Source organism: Streptomyces sp. NBC_01431, from assembly GCF_036231355.1.
GTDB lineage: Bacteria > Actinomycetota > Actinomycetes > Streptomycetales > Streptomycetaceae > Streptomyces.
This window is the reverse complement of sequence record NZ_CP109496.1, coordinates 5,814,615-5,827,695: the sequence shown is the minus strand read 5'-3', so window position 1 is coordinate 5,827,695 and position 13,081 is coordinate 5,814,615. Positions and strand designations below refer to the sequence as shown.

Genomic DNA, 13,081 nt, shown 5'->3' with positions numbered 1-13,081 from the left:
GAACGTATAGGTACTCTGTTCGCATGACGACCGGGGTACGGCGCAGGATGGGCGTCGACGAGCGCAGGCAGCAGTTGATCGGGGTCGCCCTCGAACTGTTCAGCCACCGCTCGCCCGACGATGTGTCCATCGATGAAATAGCGGCGGCCGCCGGGATTTCGCGGCCGCTGGTCTATCACTACTTCCCCGGCAAGCAGAGCCTGTACGAGGCCGCGTTGCGCCGGGCCGCGGACGAGCTGGCGGGCCGCTTCGTGGAGCCGCACCAGGGGCCGCTCGGCGCCCGGCTGCTGCGGGTGATGGGGCGGTTCTTCGACTTCGTGGACGAGCACGGTCCCGGCTTCTCCGCCCTGATGCGGGGCGGTCCGGCCGTCGGTTCGTCCACCGCCAACGCCATGATCGACGAGGTGCGCAACGCCGCCTACCTCCAGATCCTGGCGCATCTGCGCGTCCAGCATCCGTCCGCACGGCTGGAGTTGGTCGTCCGGTCGTGGGTTTCGCTCGCCGAGTCGACGGCGCTGATCTGGCTGGACGGCCGCCAAATTCCGCGCGGCGAGCTGGAGTTGCAGCTGGTGCACGACTTCGCGGCGCTGGCCGCGGTGAGCGCCGCCTACGACCAGGAGATGGCGGCGATCCTGCTGCGGATGCTCGCCGAGGAGCCCGCCGACGGGCCGTTCGGCGAGCTGGTGTCCCGGCTGAGCGCCCTGCTGCCCGCGGTGCCCGCGCCCCGCGCGGGCTGACCTCTGGTACATGATCGACGGCATGACTTCCGACCTGATCCTCACCCTCGCCGACGAGTCCGCCCTGCCCGCGCTGACCTCGCTGTACGACGCCGCCGCACGCTGGATGCTCGACAACGGCATCGACCAGTGGCAGCCCGGCGGCAAGGACGCCGAGCACTTTCGGCTGCGCATGAAGGAGGGCGAGGTCTGGCTGGCCCGCACCGGCCGGGGCGCGGTCGTCGGGGCGTACGAACTGTGGTGGCAGGACGAGGCGGCCTGGGGCGCGAGGGGTCCGGAGGCCGGTTATGTGCACCGCCTGATGGTGGACCGTACCGAGGCGCCGCGCGGCACGGGGCAGGCGCTGCTCGCGCACGCCGAGCGCAGGATCGCCGAGAGCGGCCGCGCGCTGTGCCGGCTCGACTGCCGCTCCGACAACGAGCGGCTGCGCGGCTACTACGAGGGCGCCGGGTACGCGAAGGTCGGCGAGCAGCCCGCGAAGACGGACGGGGGCGGCAGCCCCTACGCGGTCACGCTGATGGAGAAGGCCATCGCATTGCGGTGAGGCCTCAACTCCGGTGCGGCGCGACCATTTTGAGCGCGAGCCCGAGCCCTTCGTCCAGGTTGGTGGACACCCCCCGCTCGAAGGCCGACTCGTACGCTCCGTCGCCGAGCGCCGCCCGCGCCCGGCTCTCGCACTCCTCGCGCACCGCGGTGAGTTCGGGCGCGCCCATCTGCGCCTTGCCGACCGTGCGCCAGCACTCCTGACCGACGCCGAGGAGCAGCGCGCCCCCCTCGCCGTCGCCCTGGGCGGCGACCGCGCAGGCCAGCACGTCGAGTCCGATGGCGATGCCGAAGCTGTCGTGCAGGAGGCGTTTGCCGGCGAGCATGGCGCGGGCGTGGGCGGCGGCTTCGGCGGGCCTGCCCAGGGCGAGTGCGCTGACGGCCAGCATGTAGTCGGCGTACGCCCGCATCCAGTGCTCGCCGCGCGCGGCGCACTCGTCGCGCAGCCGGGCGGCTTCGGCGGCGGCTTCGGTGTGGCGAGCCAGGTTGTTGAGGGCGTAGGTCCTGGCGAGCACGCACAGCGCGCGGCCCGCCGAGAAGTCGGTGCCCTGGGCGAGGGCCGCGTCGAGGATGCCGAGGGCCCGCTCCGGGTCGCCGGGCATCAGAATGCTGGCACCGTACAAGTAGGCGGTCCGCAGCCGCTCTTCGGGGTCGATCGGGGGGCGGGCGGCGCACTCCTCGCCGATCCGGTACGAGGTGGCGAAGTCACCCTGCAGGAGGGCGGTCATGCCGAGCGCCCACAAGGCGCCGGCGCGGTAGGGACCTGGCTCCGGGCAGCTCTTGAGCGCGCGTTCCAGGTAACCGCGGCCCTCGCGCAACCGTCCGCAGCAGAACCAGACGAACCAGAGCGAGCCCGCCATGTCGAGCGCGGCCTCGGGATCGGTGGTCAGGAGGTGTTCGAGGGCGGTGCGCAGATCGGCGTGCTCGGCCTCCAGGCGTACGTACCAGCCGAGTTGGCCGGGGCCGAGCCAGGCCGCCTCGGCCTCGTGGGCGGTGCGAAGGAACCGGCGGGCGTGCCGGTCGGCCAGTTCGGTCGCCTCGCCGAGTTCGTTCAACCAGCGCAGCCCGTACTCGCGGATGGTGTCCAGCATGTGGTAGTCCATGCGGCCGCGGTCGGCGAGCCGGACGCGGACGACCGACTTGTCGATGAGCGCGGCGAGGACCTGTTCGACGCGGGCCGCGGGAAGGGGGCCGCCCGCGCCGATCTCCTGGGCGGCGGCGAGGTCGAAGCCGCCCGCGAACACGGCGAGCCGCGCCCACAGGAGCCGTTCCAGGGGTGCGCACAGTTCGTGGCTCCAGCCAATGGCGGTGCACATCGTCTGGTGGCGGGGCAGGGCGGCGACCCCGGTGTCGGCGAGCACCTCGAAGCGGGAGCCGAGCCGGGCGGCGAGCTGCTCGACGGTCCACAGCCGCAGCCGGGCGCCCGCGAGTTCCAGGGCAAGCGGGATGCCGTCGAGGCGGCGGCAGACGTCGGCGGCCGCGGCGGCGCGGGCCGGGGTGTCGAAGTCGAGGTGCGGCACGGCCTCGGTGGCCCGCTCCTTGAAGAGGGCCAGCCCCTCGCCGTCGACGGCCAGCGGCTCCAGCGCGAAGACGTGCTCCTGCGGTCTGCCGAGCGGTTGTCGGCTGGTGGCCAGGACGGTGAGCCCCGGCGAGGTCTGGAGCAGTTCGCCGATGAGGTGTCCGCAGGCGCTGACCAGGTGTTCGCAGGTGTCGAGCACGAGGAGGGATCGTTTGTCGGCGAGCTGGGCGCACAGCGCCTCGCAGGCGGTGCGCAGGCTCTGGTCGGGGAGGTCGAAGACGTCTGCGACGCTGGCGGCGAGTAAGTCGCGGTCCCGCAGCGGCGACAGCTCCACCCACCAGACCCCGTCGGGATAGCGGTCCTGGATCCGCCGGGCGGTCCGCAGGGCGAGCCGGGATTTGCCGACTCCCCCGGGCCCCGTGACGGTGACGAGACGGTGCTGTTCGAGGAGGCTGTCCAGGGTGGCCAGCTCGGCCGACCGCCCGATGAAACTCGTGCTCTCCACAGGAAGGTTCCCCACCACGGGCACAGTCTGGACCACCGTGCGGAACACGACGGAACCCGGGGCGGGGAACAACCGAAATAGCTCGTTGAACGACCTGGAACGACCGGTTCAGTGCTGCTTGAAGACCGCAACGGTACGGGCCGGGACTGTGAAGCGTCCCGATCCCTGGTCGTACGTGGCCGTTTTCACCACCGGGTCGGCGCCGGACGCCTGGCGGGGGTGCAGTGCGTACGGCGTTCCCGCGAGCGCGGGCACCAGTTGGGCCTGGGACCGCGGGGTCGCGTTGAAGACGACCACCAGGTCCCCGAGCCGCATCGTGATCACGCCTGGCGTCTCGTCGGGCCCGGACAGCGGGAAGGAGAGCGCCGACTGGACCGCGCCGGCCGTCGCGAGGCCGAACGCGGGCTCGCCGGCGCGGATCGCGAGCAGGTCCCGGTAGGCGGCCGAGGTCCCGTTGATCTCGGCGCAGCCCGGGGCGAGTGCCGGGTTCGTCAACAGGGGCTTGGCGTATAGCCACTTGGCCTGGTTGTCGGCGGCCATGGGCAGCCCCCGCCCGAATCCGTTGCCCGCGCGGCAGTCCCAGTGGATGGCGTTGAACCAGTCGCCGCTGTCGAAGGAGTTGCGGTCCAGGGACTTGGAGCGCAGCAGGTCACTGCCGGCCTGGGCCAGCGCGGGCCCCTGCGAGAGCGCCGCGGTGGCCAGGGCCAGGACCTGCATGCGGGAACGGTCCGCGGCCGGGGTGCCCGCGGGCAGCTTGAAGGCCAGCGCGTCGTACAGCGACTCGTTGTCGTGGGCGTCCGCGTAGGCGAGCGCGTCGCCGGGGTTCGCCGCGTATCCGGCCGGGGCGCCGTTGTAGTCGACGTCGGAGCCCTTGACGGTGCGGCCGGTACTGTCGGTGAAGGTGTACGCGGCGAGGCTGCCGGACAGGCCCACCTTCAGCAGGTCCTGGTAGTGCAGGAGGCGGGCCTTCTGCTCGGCCGGGGTGCCGTTGGCCGCGGAGGAATTGGGGTCGGTGTAGAGGCCGGAGGCGAAGCCCTGGACGCCCGGGTCGGCGTCGAAGGGGCTGCCGCCGCGCACCGCGTCGCGGGCCCGGTCGGAGAAGGTGGCGATGCCGGTGCCCGCCATGTTCTTCTGGGTGGCCTGCACGAAGCGGGCGTCGTCGGCGACCTCGCCGAAGTTCCAGCCCTCGCCGTACAGGATGATCTTCTTGCCGTCCACGCCGTCCTTGGCGGGCGTCAGCGCGTCCAGCGCCTTGCGCACGGCGAGGATGTTCGCCTTCGGGTGGTGGCCCATCAGGTCGAAGCGGAACCCGTCGACCTTGTACTGCCGGGCCCAGGTCACCACCGAATCCACCACGAGCTTGCCCATCATCGCGTTCTCGGGCGCGGTGTTGGCGCAGCAGGTCGAGTTGGCCACGCTGCCGTCGGCGAGCAGCCGCTGGTAGTAGCCGGGCACGATCTTGTCGAGGACCGAGTTGTCGGCCTGACCGCTCGCCGCGGTGTGGTTGTAGACGACGTCCATGACGGTCCGCAGCCCCGCCTTGTTGAGCCCCTGCACCATCTGCCGGAACTCGACGGTGCGGCGGGTCCCGTCGGGGTCGGAGGCGTAGGAGCCCTCGGGGACGGTGAAGTGCAGCGGGTCGTAGCCCCAGTTGTATCCGTCCTTCGCGGCCGCCTTCGCGACGCAGGCCTGCTGCTCCTCGGAGTCGGGCGCGTACACCTTCAAGTCACAGGCGGGAAGCGCCTGTTCGGACTCCTTCTCCGGCACGGTGGCGAAGTCGAAGGCGGGCAGCAGATGGACGTAGGAGGTGCCCGACTTCGCGAGCTGGGCGAGGTGCTTCATGCCGTCCGAGGCGGTGTCGGTGAAGGCGAGGTACTGGCCGGGGTGGTGCGAGGTGGGGTCCGCGATCGAGAAGTCCCGGATCTGGAGCTCCTGGATCTCGGCGTCGCGCAGGGGCACCGCCGCGGGCTTCTTGAGGGTGGCCCAGCCCTGGGGGGCCAGTTTCGGATCGGAGAGGTCCACCACCAGGCTGCGGGCCGAGTCGGCGGTGAGCGCGGTCGAGTAGGGGTCGGTGACCTTGTTGGTGACGATCCGCTGCACGCTCGGCGCCCACACCTTCACGGCGTACAGGTACGGCTTGCCCGACCAGGACGCGGGTCCGCGCACCGACCACACCCCGCTGGCGTCGTCGCGCCGCATCGCGAGGGTGCGGCCGTCGATGTCGAGGGAGACCTGCTGCGCGGTGGGCGCCCACAGGGACAGGGTGGGCCGGCCGTGGTCGAAAACCGGGCCGAGCGCCGCCTTCGTCCCGTCGTACAGGGCGTCGAGCACGCCGGGGATCTGGACGCCGGTCGCGGCGAGGAGCGCGCCGTTCGCGGCCCGCTGGGTGGCGATGAGCTGCCCGGTGAGGGCCTCGCGGACGCGCGGGCGGTCGCGGGGGTCCACGGTGAACGCCGGATAGTCCTTCAGCTGCGGGTACTTGGCCTTCTGCGCGTCGCTGAGCGCGCTGGGCGCGAGCCGCAGCCACTGGCCCTCGTCGGAGAGCGCGCCGTCCTTGACGGTGATGCCGCCGCCGCGCGCGTACACGAGCTGCTCACTTGTCGCGGCGCTCGCCTTGACCTTCCAGACGACGGTGTTCGCGTCGATCCACTGCGCCTCGGCCTTGGTGAGGTCGAGCGAGGCCGTCGAACTTGCCTGCGGAAGAAGGTACTTGGGCTCTCCGGCGAGCAGCCACACCTCGTTCCCGTACGTCGCGAGATCCAGGGACTGGTCGCTGGGCAGGTCCTTCTGGTCGCCCTTGTGCAGGATGTAGCTGAGCGAGGTCGCGCCCTTGGCGAGCGGCACCTCGAAGGTCACCCCGTACGCGTCCCGTCCGGTGGGCCCAAGCGGCTTGGACCAGTCGGTGGGCGAGGCGGCGCCGGTCCAGGTGTGCAGGCCCCAGCCGTCGTAGTCGCCGTCGGACCGCGCGTAGTGCACGATCACCTTGGAGGTGTCCTGCGGCGGGTGGGCGCCGGACGGTGCCTGCTCCGACTGGCCGTCCTTGCCCTGGGCGATCCACACCTCGCCGGTGCGGCCCAGGTCCACGGTGCGCTGCGGCCCGTCGGTGCTGTCGCCCTTGACGACGGTGTACGCGATGGACGCGGCGCCCTGGGGGATCCTGACCCAGGCGAAGGCGCCGTAGGCGTCCCGTCCGGTGAAGGCGGCGCTCTGGTCGCCCGCCTTCAGCTGCCAGCCGTCGTAGTCGCCCGCCGGGCGCTGGTAGTGGACGACGGCCCAGTCGCGCTCGACGGCCGTCGGCTTGGCCGGCGCGGGCGCCTGTCCGGCCGTCGTCGCGGCGAGCGCGCTGGTGGTGTGTCCCTTGCTGTCGACCACGACCGCCTTGTACCGCACGGGAGTTCCGGCGGCCAGGTCCATGTACTGGGTGACTTTGTACGGGGCGTGGTCGGCGGAGCCGAGCGTCTGCCACTTACCGTTGCCGCTCTGCGCGGCGAAGACGACCCGGTCGAGCTGTCCCCCGCTGACGTCGGCCGACAGCTCGACGGTTCCGGTGGCGCCGGGCGCGGGAGCCTTCAGGGTGATGGACGGCTTGGTGGCGGGCGCGGCCGCGGGGCCCGCCGCCTTCAGAACGAGGGAGGACAGCGCGGGCACGGTCACCTCGACCGTGCCGTCGGACCCGCTGCGCAGGAGGCCGGAACCGCCGTACAGCGTCGTGTAGTTGGCGTCCGCGGAGACGACGGGGACGGAAACGGTCTTCGGCTCGGTCGCGTTGTTCACGGCCACGAGGTACTCGGTGTGCGTCGAGGAATCCGTGCGCGAGAAGGCGTAGACGGAGTCCTTGGCGTAGCGCTCCGTCTGGATTCCGTCGCGCAGGGCCGGGTTGGCCTTGGTGAGCGCGGAGAGGGCGGCGATGGCGCGGTACAGCGGGTGGGTGGGGTCGTAGGCGTCGAAGGCGTGGGTGCGGTCGGTGCCCAGTTCGTCGTCGGCCAGGTAGTCGGGGACCTTGGAGGCGAACATGGTCTGGCGGGCGTCCTTGTCGCCGCCCGCGCCGGTGAAGCCCTGCTCGTCGCCGTAGTAGACCACCGGGTTGCCCCGGCTGAAGAACATCAGCTCGTTGGCCAGCTTGTCGCGCTGGAGCAGTTCGGCGTCGGTCGCCTGCGGGTGGTCCTGCTTGAGGAAGCTGCCGATGCGGCCCATGTCGTGGTTGCCGAGGAAGGTGACCTGCTCGTAGGCGTTGGCCTTGTCGGTGGTGTAGCGGTAGTCGTCCGCGAACAGGGCGGCGAGCTTGGTGGCGGGGGCGCCCTGGGAGGCGTACTGGCGGGCCGCGTCCTGGAAGGGGAAGTCGAGCGTGGCGTCCAGGCGGCCCCGGGTGACGTACGGGGAGGTGACGGCGGGGTCGGCGGAGTAGGTCTCGCCGAACATGAAGAAGTCCGGCCGCCCCCGCTTCTTGGCGTACGCGTCGAGCGCGGTCGCCCACTGGGTCCAGAAGTCCAGGTCGACGTTCTTGACGGTGTCGATGCGGAAGCCGTCCACGGCGAAGTCGTGGACCCACTTCTCGTAGATCTGCTCCATGCCGGAGACGACCTCCGGCCGCTCGGTCCACAGGTCGTCGAGGCCGGAGAAGTCGCCGTACTCGGCGCTCTCACCGGCGAACGTCGAATCGCCCCGGTTGTGGTACATCGTCGGGTCGTTGAGCCAGGCCGGGACCTTCTTCTCCGTCACGACGGGCGTGTAGGGGAAGGAGTTGGCGTCGACCTTCCTCATGCCCGTGCGGTCGTCGAAGGGGTGGCCGGTGGTGTCCAGGTAGGGGTAGGCGCCCTTGGGCCGGTAGCCGTACTGCTTCTCCGCGTAGTCCACGGTGTCGGCGGTGTGGTTGGTGATGACGTCGAAGAAGACCTTCATGCCCTTGGCGTGCGCCACCGCGATGAGCTTGGCGAGGTCGGCATTGGTGCCGAAGTGCGGGTCGACCTGGGTGAAGTCGGTGATCCAGTACCCGTGGTACCCGGCGGACGCGTCCTTGCCGGTGCCCTGCACGGGCTTGTTCTTGAAGATCGGGGCGAGCCAGATCGCCGTGGTGCCGAGCCCCTTGATGTAGTCGAGCTTCTGGGTGATCCCCTTGAGGTCACCGCCCTGGAAGAAGCCCTTGTCGGTCGGGTCGTACCCGGTCTCCAGGCGCGAACCGACCAGGCCGCCGCGGTCGTTGGAGGTGTCCCCGTCGGCGAACCGGTCCGGCAGGACGAAGTAGAACTGCTCGCGCGGCGCGTCGTGCCGGGCCGGTTCGGCGGCGAGCTTGGCGTCACTGGGCGGCGCGGGCGGCTTCGGCGCGGCCGTGGCCGGGAGCGCGGGCACGAGCGCCGCGCACAGGGCGGCCACGAGCGCGACAGCCGTTCTTCGCAGGGGGATCACCGGGTGCTCCTCGGTTGAGCGGGGGTCTCGGTCGTACGGGGTTCTTAGTGGTTCGGGGCTCTTGGTCGTTCGGGGTTCTTTGCCGTACAGGGGCCTCGTCGTGCGGGGTTCTTGGTCGTGCGGGGCTGGGCGAAGGCCGCACAAAGATTGGGGGCCGCCCGGCGCCCGGCGGGGTCGGGTGGGGCGCCGGGCGGCCTGATCGGGGGGAGGGTCAGTCGCGCCAGGTGTCGTTGAGCGCGACCTGGCCGCCGGCCGGGACAGTGGCGGTGCGGTTGGCGCCGCTCTCCCAGGTGACGTTGCCGCCGCCGTCCTTGCGGAGGTACTTGTACGCGAACGACGTACCGGCGGGCAGGGCGACGTCGAGTTTCCACACCGGGTAGCTCGCCGGGTCGAGCTTCAGGGCGCTGCCCGTGTCCCAGTTGCCCAGGGCCACCTGGTCGCCGGTGACGTAGACGTTCTGGCCGACGGCCGTGGTGGCGTTCACGGCGAAGGAGGCCCCGGTGGCCGAACTGGCCGCGCAGGTACGGGCGTTGACCTGGAGGGCCACGGCGGTGTTGGCGCCGAGGGTGGCGGTGAACTGGCCCGCGGAGTTGACCGTCACGCCCTTCCCGCTCTGCACGTCGCAGTAGTCACCGGCGGCCAGCGAGGTCTGGAAGGTGCGGGTCAGCGCGGTGGACTCGTGGTTGATGGCGACGTACGCCTTGGAGCCGCGGCCGAACGCGATCTGGTTGCCGCCGTTGTCCCACCAGTCGGTGACGGACTGGCCCTTCGCGGTGTTGTGGAAGCCGACCATGCTCTGGATCTCGGGCCACTTGTGCTGGCACTTCCAGCCGTCCGCGAAACAGGCGTTGACCGTGCCGCCGTTGGGCGGGCCCGCGTCGTTGTCGGTGAACTCGTACCCGGAGTGGACGTCGGGCGAGCCGTAGGGCCAGGCCAGCATGAAGACGTTGGCGAGGGTGTAGTTCGCGCCGTCCTTGTAGTTGAGGGTGGAGCCGTTGCGCTCGGTGTCCCAGTTGTCGACGAACACCGCGGCCTGACCGCTGGGCAGATAGCCCCAGGCCTCGCCGAAGTTCTTCAGCTCGGCGAGCTTCTCGCCGGTGAAGACCCGCTTGAGGTCGCGCCCGTACCGGAACTCCTGGACGTCGCCGTTGGGCAGGTACTCGGTGGGCTGCACGGCCTCGCCCGCGCCGTAGATGACCTCCTGCTTGAGATAGGCGGAGGGGTTGGCGAGCTGGGCCTTGATGGCGGCTATGTCCTCGGTGGCGATGTGCTTGGCGGCGTCGATGCGCAGCCCGTCGACACCGAGGGACAGCAGGTCGTTGAGGTACTGGGCGATCCTGGTGCGGACGTACGGCTCGTTGGTGTCGAGGTCGGCGAGCCCGACGAGTTCGCAGTGCTGCACGTTCCAGCGGTCGGCGTAGTTGTTGATCGTGGTGGTGCAGTCGTCCATGTCCTGGGACTGGTAGGTCCCGGGGTAGTTGTACTTGGTGTACGCGGATCCGCCGGTGCCGGTGCCGGAGCCGGCCGCCATGTGGTTGATGACTGCGTCCGCGACGACCTTGACGCCGGCCGCGTGGCAGGTGTCGATCATGTTCTTGAAGGCCGTGCGGTCGCCGAGCCGTCCGGCGATCTTGTAGCTGACGGGCTGGTACGAGGTCCACCACTGGGGGCCCTGGATGTGCTCGGTGGCGGGCGACACCTCGACGTAGCCGTACCCGGCCGGGCCGAGGGTGTTCGTGCACTCCTTGGCGACGGAGGCGTACGACCACTCGAAGAGTTCGGCGGTGACGTCCCGGTCACCGGGGGCGGACGCGGCGGCGGTGGGGGCGCCGGGGCTCGCGAGGACGGCCGTGACTGCGGCCGTCACGAAGGCGAGGGCCGCGGCGGTGCGGCGGCTTCTGGACGGTGGCTTGACGAGGGGCTTCATGGGGGGCGGGTCCTCCTGCGGCTCGGGGAGGTGTTTCAGCTGTTTCAGCGGGGATTGAATGTTCTTGCTGCAAGACTGAAAGCACTTCTGAGCAGGTGACCGTAGGAGGGGGTGAGGCTCTGGTCAACGGTTTGGGCAGAATCCGAGGCGTGAGATTGCACTGCTGCAAGGAGTTGCGGTCGCGCCCGGGGTGTTCGGGCCGGGGCGTCACCGCCCGCGCACCGGTTCCGGCGCCGCTCAGGCCGGGGCGTAGCCGCGGGCGCGGACCAGTTCGGCGGTGAGCCGGGTGAACTCCCGTGCCGCCGCGCTCCGATAGGCGCTCTCGCGGCGCAGCAGGACGACCGTGCGGGCGGGCAGGGGCGGTTCCAGCGCGACGGGCACCAGATGGGGGTGGTCGTGCGTGACGGCGTCGGGCAGCACGGTGGCGAGCGGGGTGCGCCGGACGATCTCGGTCAGCGCCTGAATGGAGTTGGCCTCGATCGCGATGCGCGGGGTGACGCGGTGCCGCGCGAGGTAGCCGTCGATGTGCCCGCGGGTGGCGAAGTCGCCGCTGAGAAGGGCCAGTTGATGTTCCGCCAGGTCACGAACCGGCAGCACCCGGGCGCCCGCGTCCGATGCTCCGACGACGAGTCCGAGGGTCTCGGTGAACAGCGCGGTGGCCTCGATGCCGGGCAGGTGCGGACCATGGAAGGCGATGCCCAGGTCGAGTTCGTCGGCGAGCAGCGCCGCTTCGATGCGGTCCTGCGCCAGCTCCCGTACGTCCAGGGTGATCGCGGGGTGGCGGGCGTGCAGCTCCGCGACGAGGGGGCCGACGAGGTACGCGGTGAAGGTCGGGGTCACCGCCAGCCGCAGGCTGCCGCGGGAGAGGTCGGCGACGTCGAGGACGGCACGCTCGGCGGCGGCCAGGTCCCGCAGGGCGCGCCGCGCGTAGTGCGCGTAGGTCTCGCCCGCGTCGGTGAGCCGTACCGAGCGTCCGGTCCGGTCGAGGAGCTGGGCGCCGACGGCCCGCTCCAGCTGCTTGACCTGCTGGGAGAGCGTGGGCTGGGAGACGCGCAGCTCTTCGGCGGCGCGGGTGAAGCTGCCCTGCTCGGCGACGGCGAGCAGATAGCGCAGATGACGTAGTTCCGGAGCCATGAAACCCACCCTAGATGAGTCATAGACGTAACCAATAGCAGACATCGAAATTACGACTTGGACGCTATAGCTCCAGCTCATGCATGGTGGATCCCGTCAGCCCCTCGGGGCCGACAGCCACCGAAGGGAGAGACCATGCAAGACCTCGCCGAGGGCGTCGCGCGCTTCCAGCACGGCGTCTTCCCCACCAAGGCGGACCTCTTCGCCTACCTCGCCGCCACCCACACCCCCGCGACGCTCTTCATCAGCTGTTCCGACGCCCGGGTGGTCCCGGAGCTGATCACCCAGAGCGAGCCGGGCGAGCTGTTCGTCATCCGCACCGCCGGGAACCTGGTGCCCGCGCACACCCCGGGCCCGGACGGCGTCGCGGCCAGCATCGAGTACGCCGTCGCCGTCCTCGGCGTCAGCGACATCGTGGTCTGCGGCCACTCGGCCTGCGGCGCGATGACCGCGCTGGCCGAGCGGCACGACCTCGCGGGCCTGCCCGCGATCGCCGACTGGCTGCGCCACGCCGACGCCGCACCGGCCCGCGCGGGCACCGGGGAACTCGACGCCCTGGTACGCGCCAACGTCCTGGCTCAGCTGGCGAACCTGGCCACCCACCCGTCGGTGGCCCGCGCGTTGGCAAAGAACCGGCTCGGGCTGCACGGCTGGGTGTACGACATCCCGACGGGGACGGTGGAAGACCTCGGCACCGACGGTCAGCGGCCCGCCGCCCAAGCCAATCAAGCCCTGCTCGAACCCCTGAGCCCCTGAACCCTTAAACCAGCACGAATCACCACGAATCACTCAGCTAGCCACCCTCACCCTCCCCTTCACCCCACAGGAGTTACGCCATGATCCACGCCCAGTTCGACACCACCGCCCGTCAGGCCCTGGCCGCGAGCGCCGTAGAGGCGAAGGTACGCAAGGACCTGTCCTGGCAGCAGATCGCCGACGCGGCGGGCCTCTCGGTCGCCTTCGTCACCGCGGCCGTGCTCGGCCAGCACCCGCTGCCCGCCGAGTCCGCACGGGCCGTCGCGGCGCTGCTCGGCCTGGACGACGACGCCGCGCTGCTGCTCCAGACCATCCCGAGCCGCGGATCGATCCCCGGCGGCATCCCCACCGACCCGACGATCTACCGCTTCTACGAGATGCTTCAGGTGTACGGCACGACACTGAAGGCACTGGTGCACGAGCAGTTCGGGGACGGCATCATCAGCGCGATCAACTTCAGGCTGGACGTGAAGAAGGTCGCCGACCCCGAGGGCGGGGAGCGCGCCGTGATCACCCTGGACGGCAAGTACCTCCCGACGAAGCCGTTCTGACCCGGA

The 13,081-nt window shown here is 70.8% G+C and carries 8 protein-coding genes; 4 read left to right on the top strand and 4 right to left on the bottom strand.

The genetic code is table 11. The features are described from left to right. Window positions 1-23 precede the first annotated feature (23 nt). Complete coding sequence (locus OG522_RS26590) at window positions 24-737, top strand: TetR/AcrR family transcriptional regulator (protein WP_329465517.1); 714 nt, start codon at window positions 24-26, stop codon at window positions 735-737. A 22-nt stretch (window positions 738-759) separates the two neighbouring features. Beyond that, window positions 760-1,281 (top strand): GNAT family N-acetyltransferase, encoded by a 522-nt coding sequence (locus OG522_RS26585; protein ID WP_329465516.1) that lies wholly within the window; start codon window positions 760-762, stop codon window positions 1,279-1,281. A 4-nt stretch (window positions 1,282-1,285) separates the two neighbouring features. Here the strand turns inward: OG522_RS26585 and OG522_RS26580 are convergent, their stop codons facing one another. The 4 genes from OG522_RS26580 to cynR all read right to left on the bottom strand — a co-directional run bounded on the left by OG522_RS26580 (window position 1,286) and on the right by cynR (window position 11,768). Beyond that, entirely contained in the window at window positions 1,286-3,304 is a 2,019-nt protein-coding gene (locus tag OG522_RS26580; protein ID WP_329465515.1) for an ATP-binding protein, read from the bottom strand. 108 nt (window positions 3,305-3,412) lie between these two features. After that, the gene (gene pulA, locus OG522_RS26575; protein ID WP_329465514.1) at window positions 3,413-8,707 is read right to left on the bottom strand and encodes a pullulanase-type alpha-1,6-glucosidase; all 5,295 of its coding nucleotides are present in this window, start codon (window positions 8,705-8,707) and stop codon (window positions 3,413-3,415) included. A gap of 211 nt (window positions 8,708-8,918) precedes the next feature. Then, window positions 8,919-10,634, bottom strand: coding sequence for a carbohydrate-binding module family 20 domain-containing protein (locus OG522_RS26570; RefSeq protein WP_329465513.1), 1,716 nt, complete (start codon window positions 10,632-10,634; stop codon window positions 8,919-8,921). 237 nt (window positions 10,635-10,871) lie between these two features. Continuing rightward, on the bottom strand, window positions 10,872-11,768 hold the full coding sequence (gene cynR, locus OG522_RS26565; protein WP_329465512.1) for a transcriptional regulator CynR: 897 nt from the start codon (window positions 11,766-11,768) through the stop codon (window positions 10,872-10,874). Between the two features lie 135 nt (window positions 11,769-11,903). Here cynR and OG522_RS26560 point away from each other — a divergent pair, with 135 nt between their 5' ends. Then, complete coding sequence (locus OG522_RS26560; RefSeq protein WP_329465511.1) at window positions 11,904-12,524, top strand: carbonic anhydrase; 621 nt, start codon at window positions 11,904-11,906, stop codon at window positions 12,522-12,524. 80 nt (window positions 12,525-12,604) lie between these two features. Further along, window positions 12,605-13,075 (top strand): cyanase, encoded by a 471-nt coding sequence (cynS, locus tag OG522_RS26555; protein ID WP_329465510.1) that lies wholly within the window; start codon window positions 12,605-12,607, stop codon window positions 13,073-13,075. The last annotated feature ends 6 nt before the right edge of the window (window positions 13,076-13,081 follow it).

Bases quoted from the DNA above. Each gene is read 5' to 3' on its own strand.
- OG522_RS26570 (WP_329465513.1), bottom strand. From the start codon at position 10,634: ATGAAGCCCCTCGTCAAGCCACCGTCCAGAAGCCGCCGCACCGCCGCG.
- OG522_RS26585 (WP_329465516.1), top strand. From the start codon at position 760: ATGACTTCCGACCTGATCCTCACCCTCGCCGACGAGTCCGCCCTGCCC.
- OG522_RS26560 (WP_329465511.1), top strand. From the start codon at position 11,904: ATGCAAGACCTCGCCGAGGGCGTCGCGCGCTTCCAGCACGGCGTCTTC.
- OG522_RS26590 (WP_329465517.1), top strand. From the start codon at position 24: ATGACGACCGGGGTACGGCGCAGGATGGGCGTCGACGAGCGCAGGCAG.
- cynR (WP_329465512.1), bottom strand. From the start codon at position 11,768: ATGGCTCCGGAACTACGTCATCTGCGCTATCTGCTCGCCGTCGCCGAG.
- cynS (WP_329465510.1), top strand. From the start codon at position 12,605: ATGATCCACGCCCAGTTCGACACCACCGCCCGTCAGGCCCTGGCCGCG.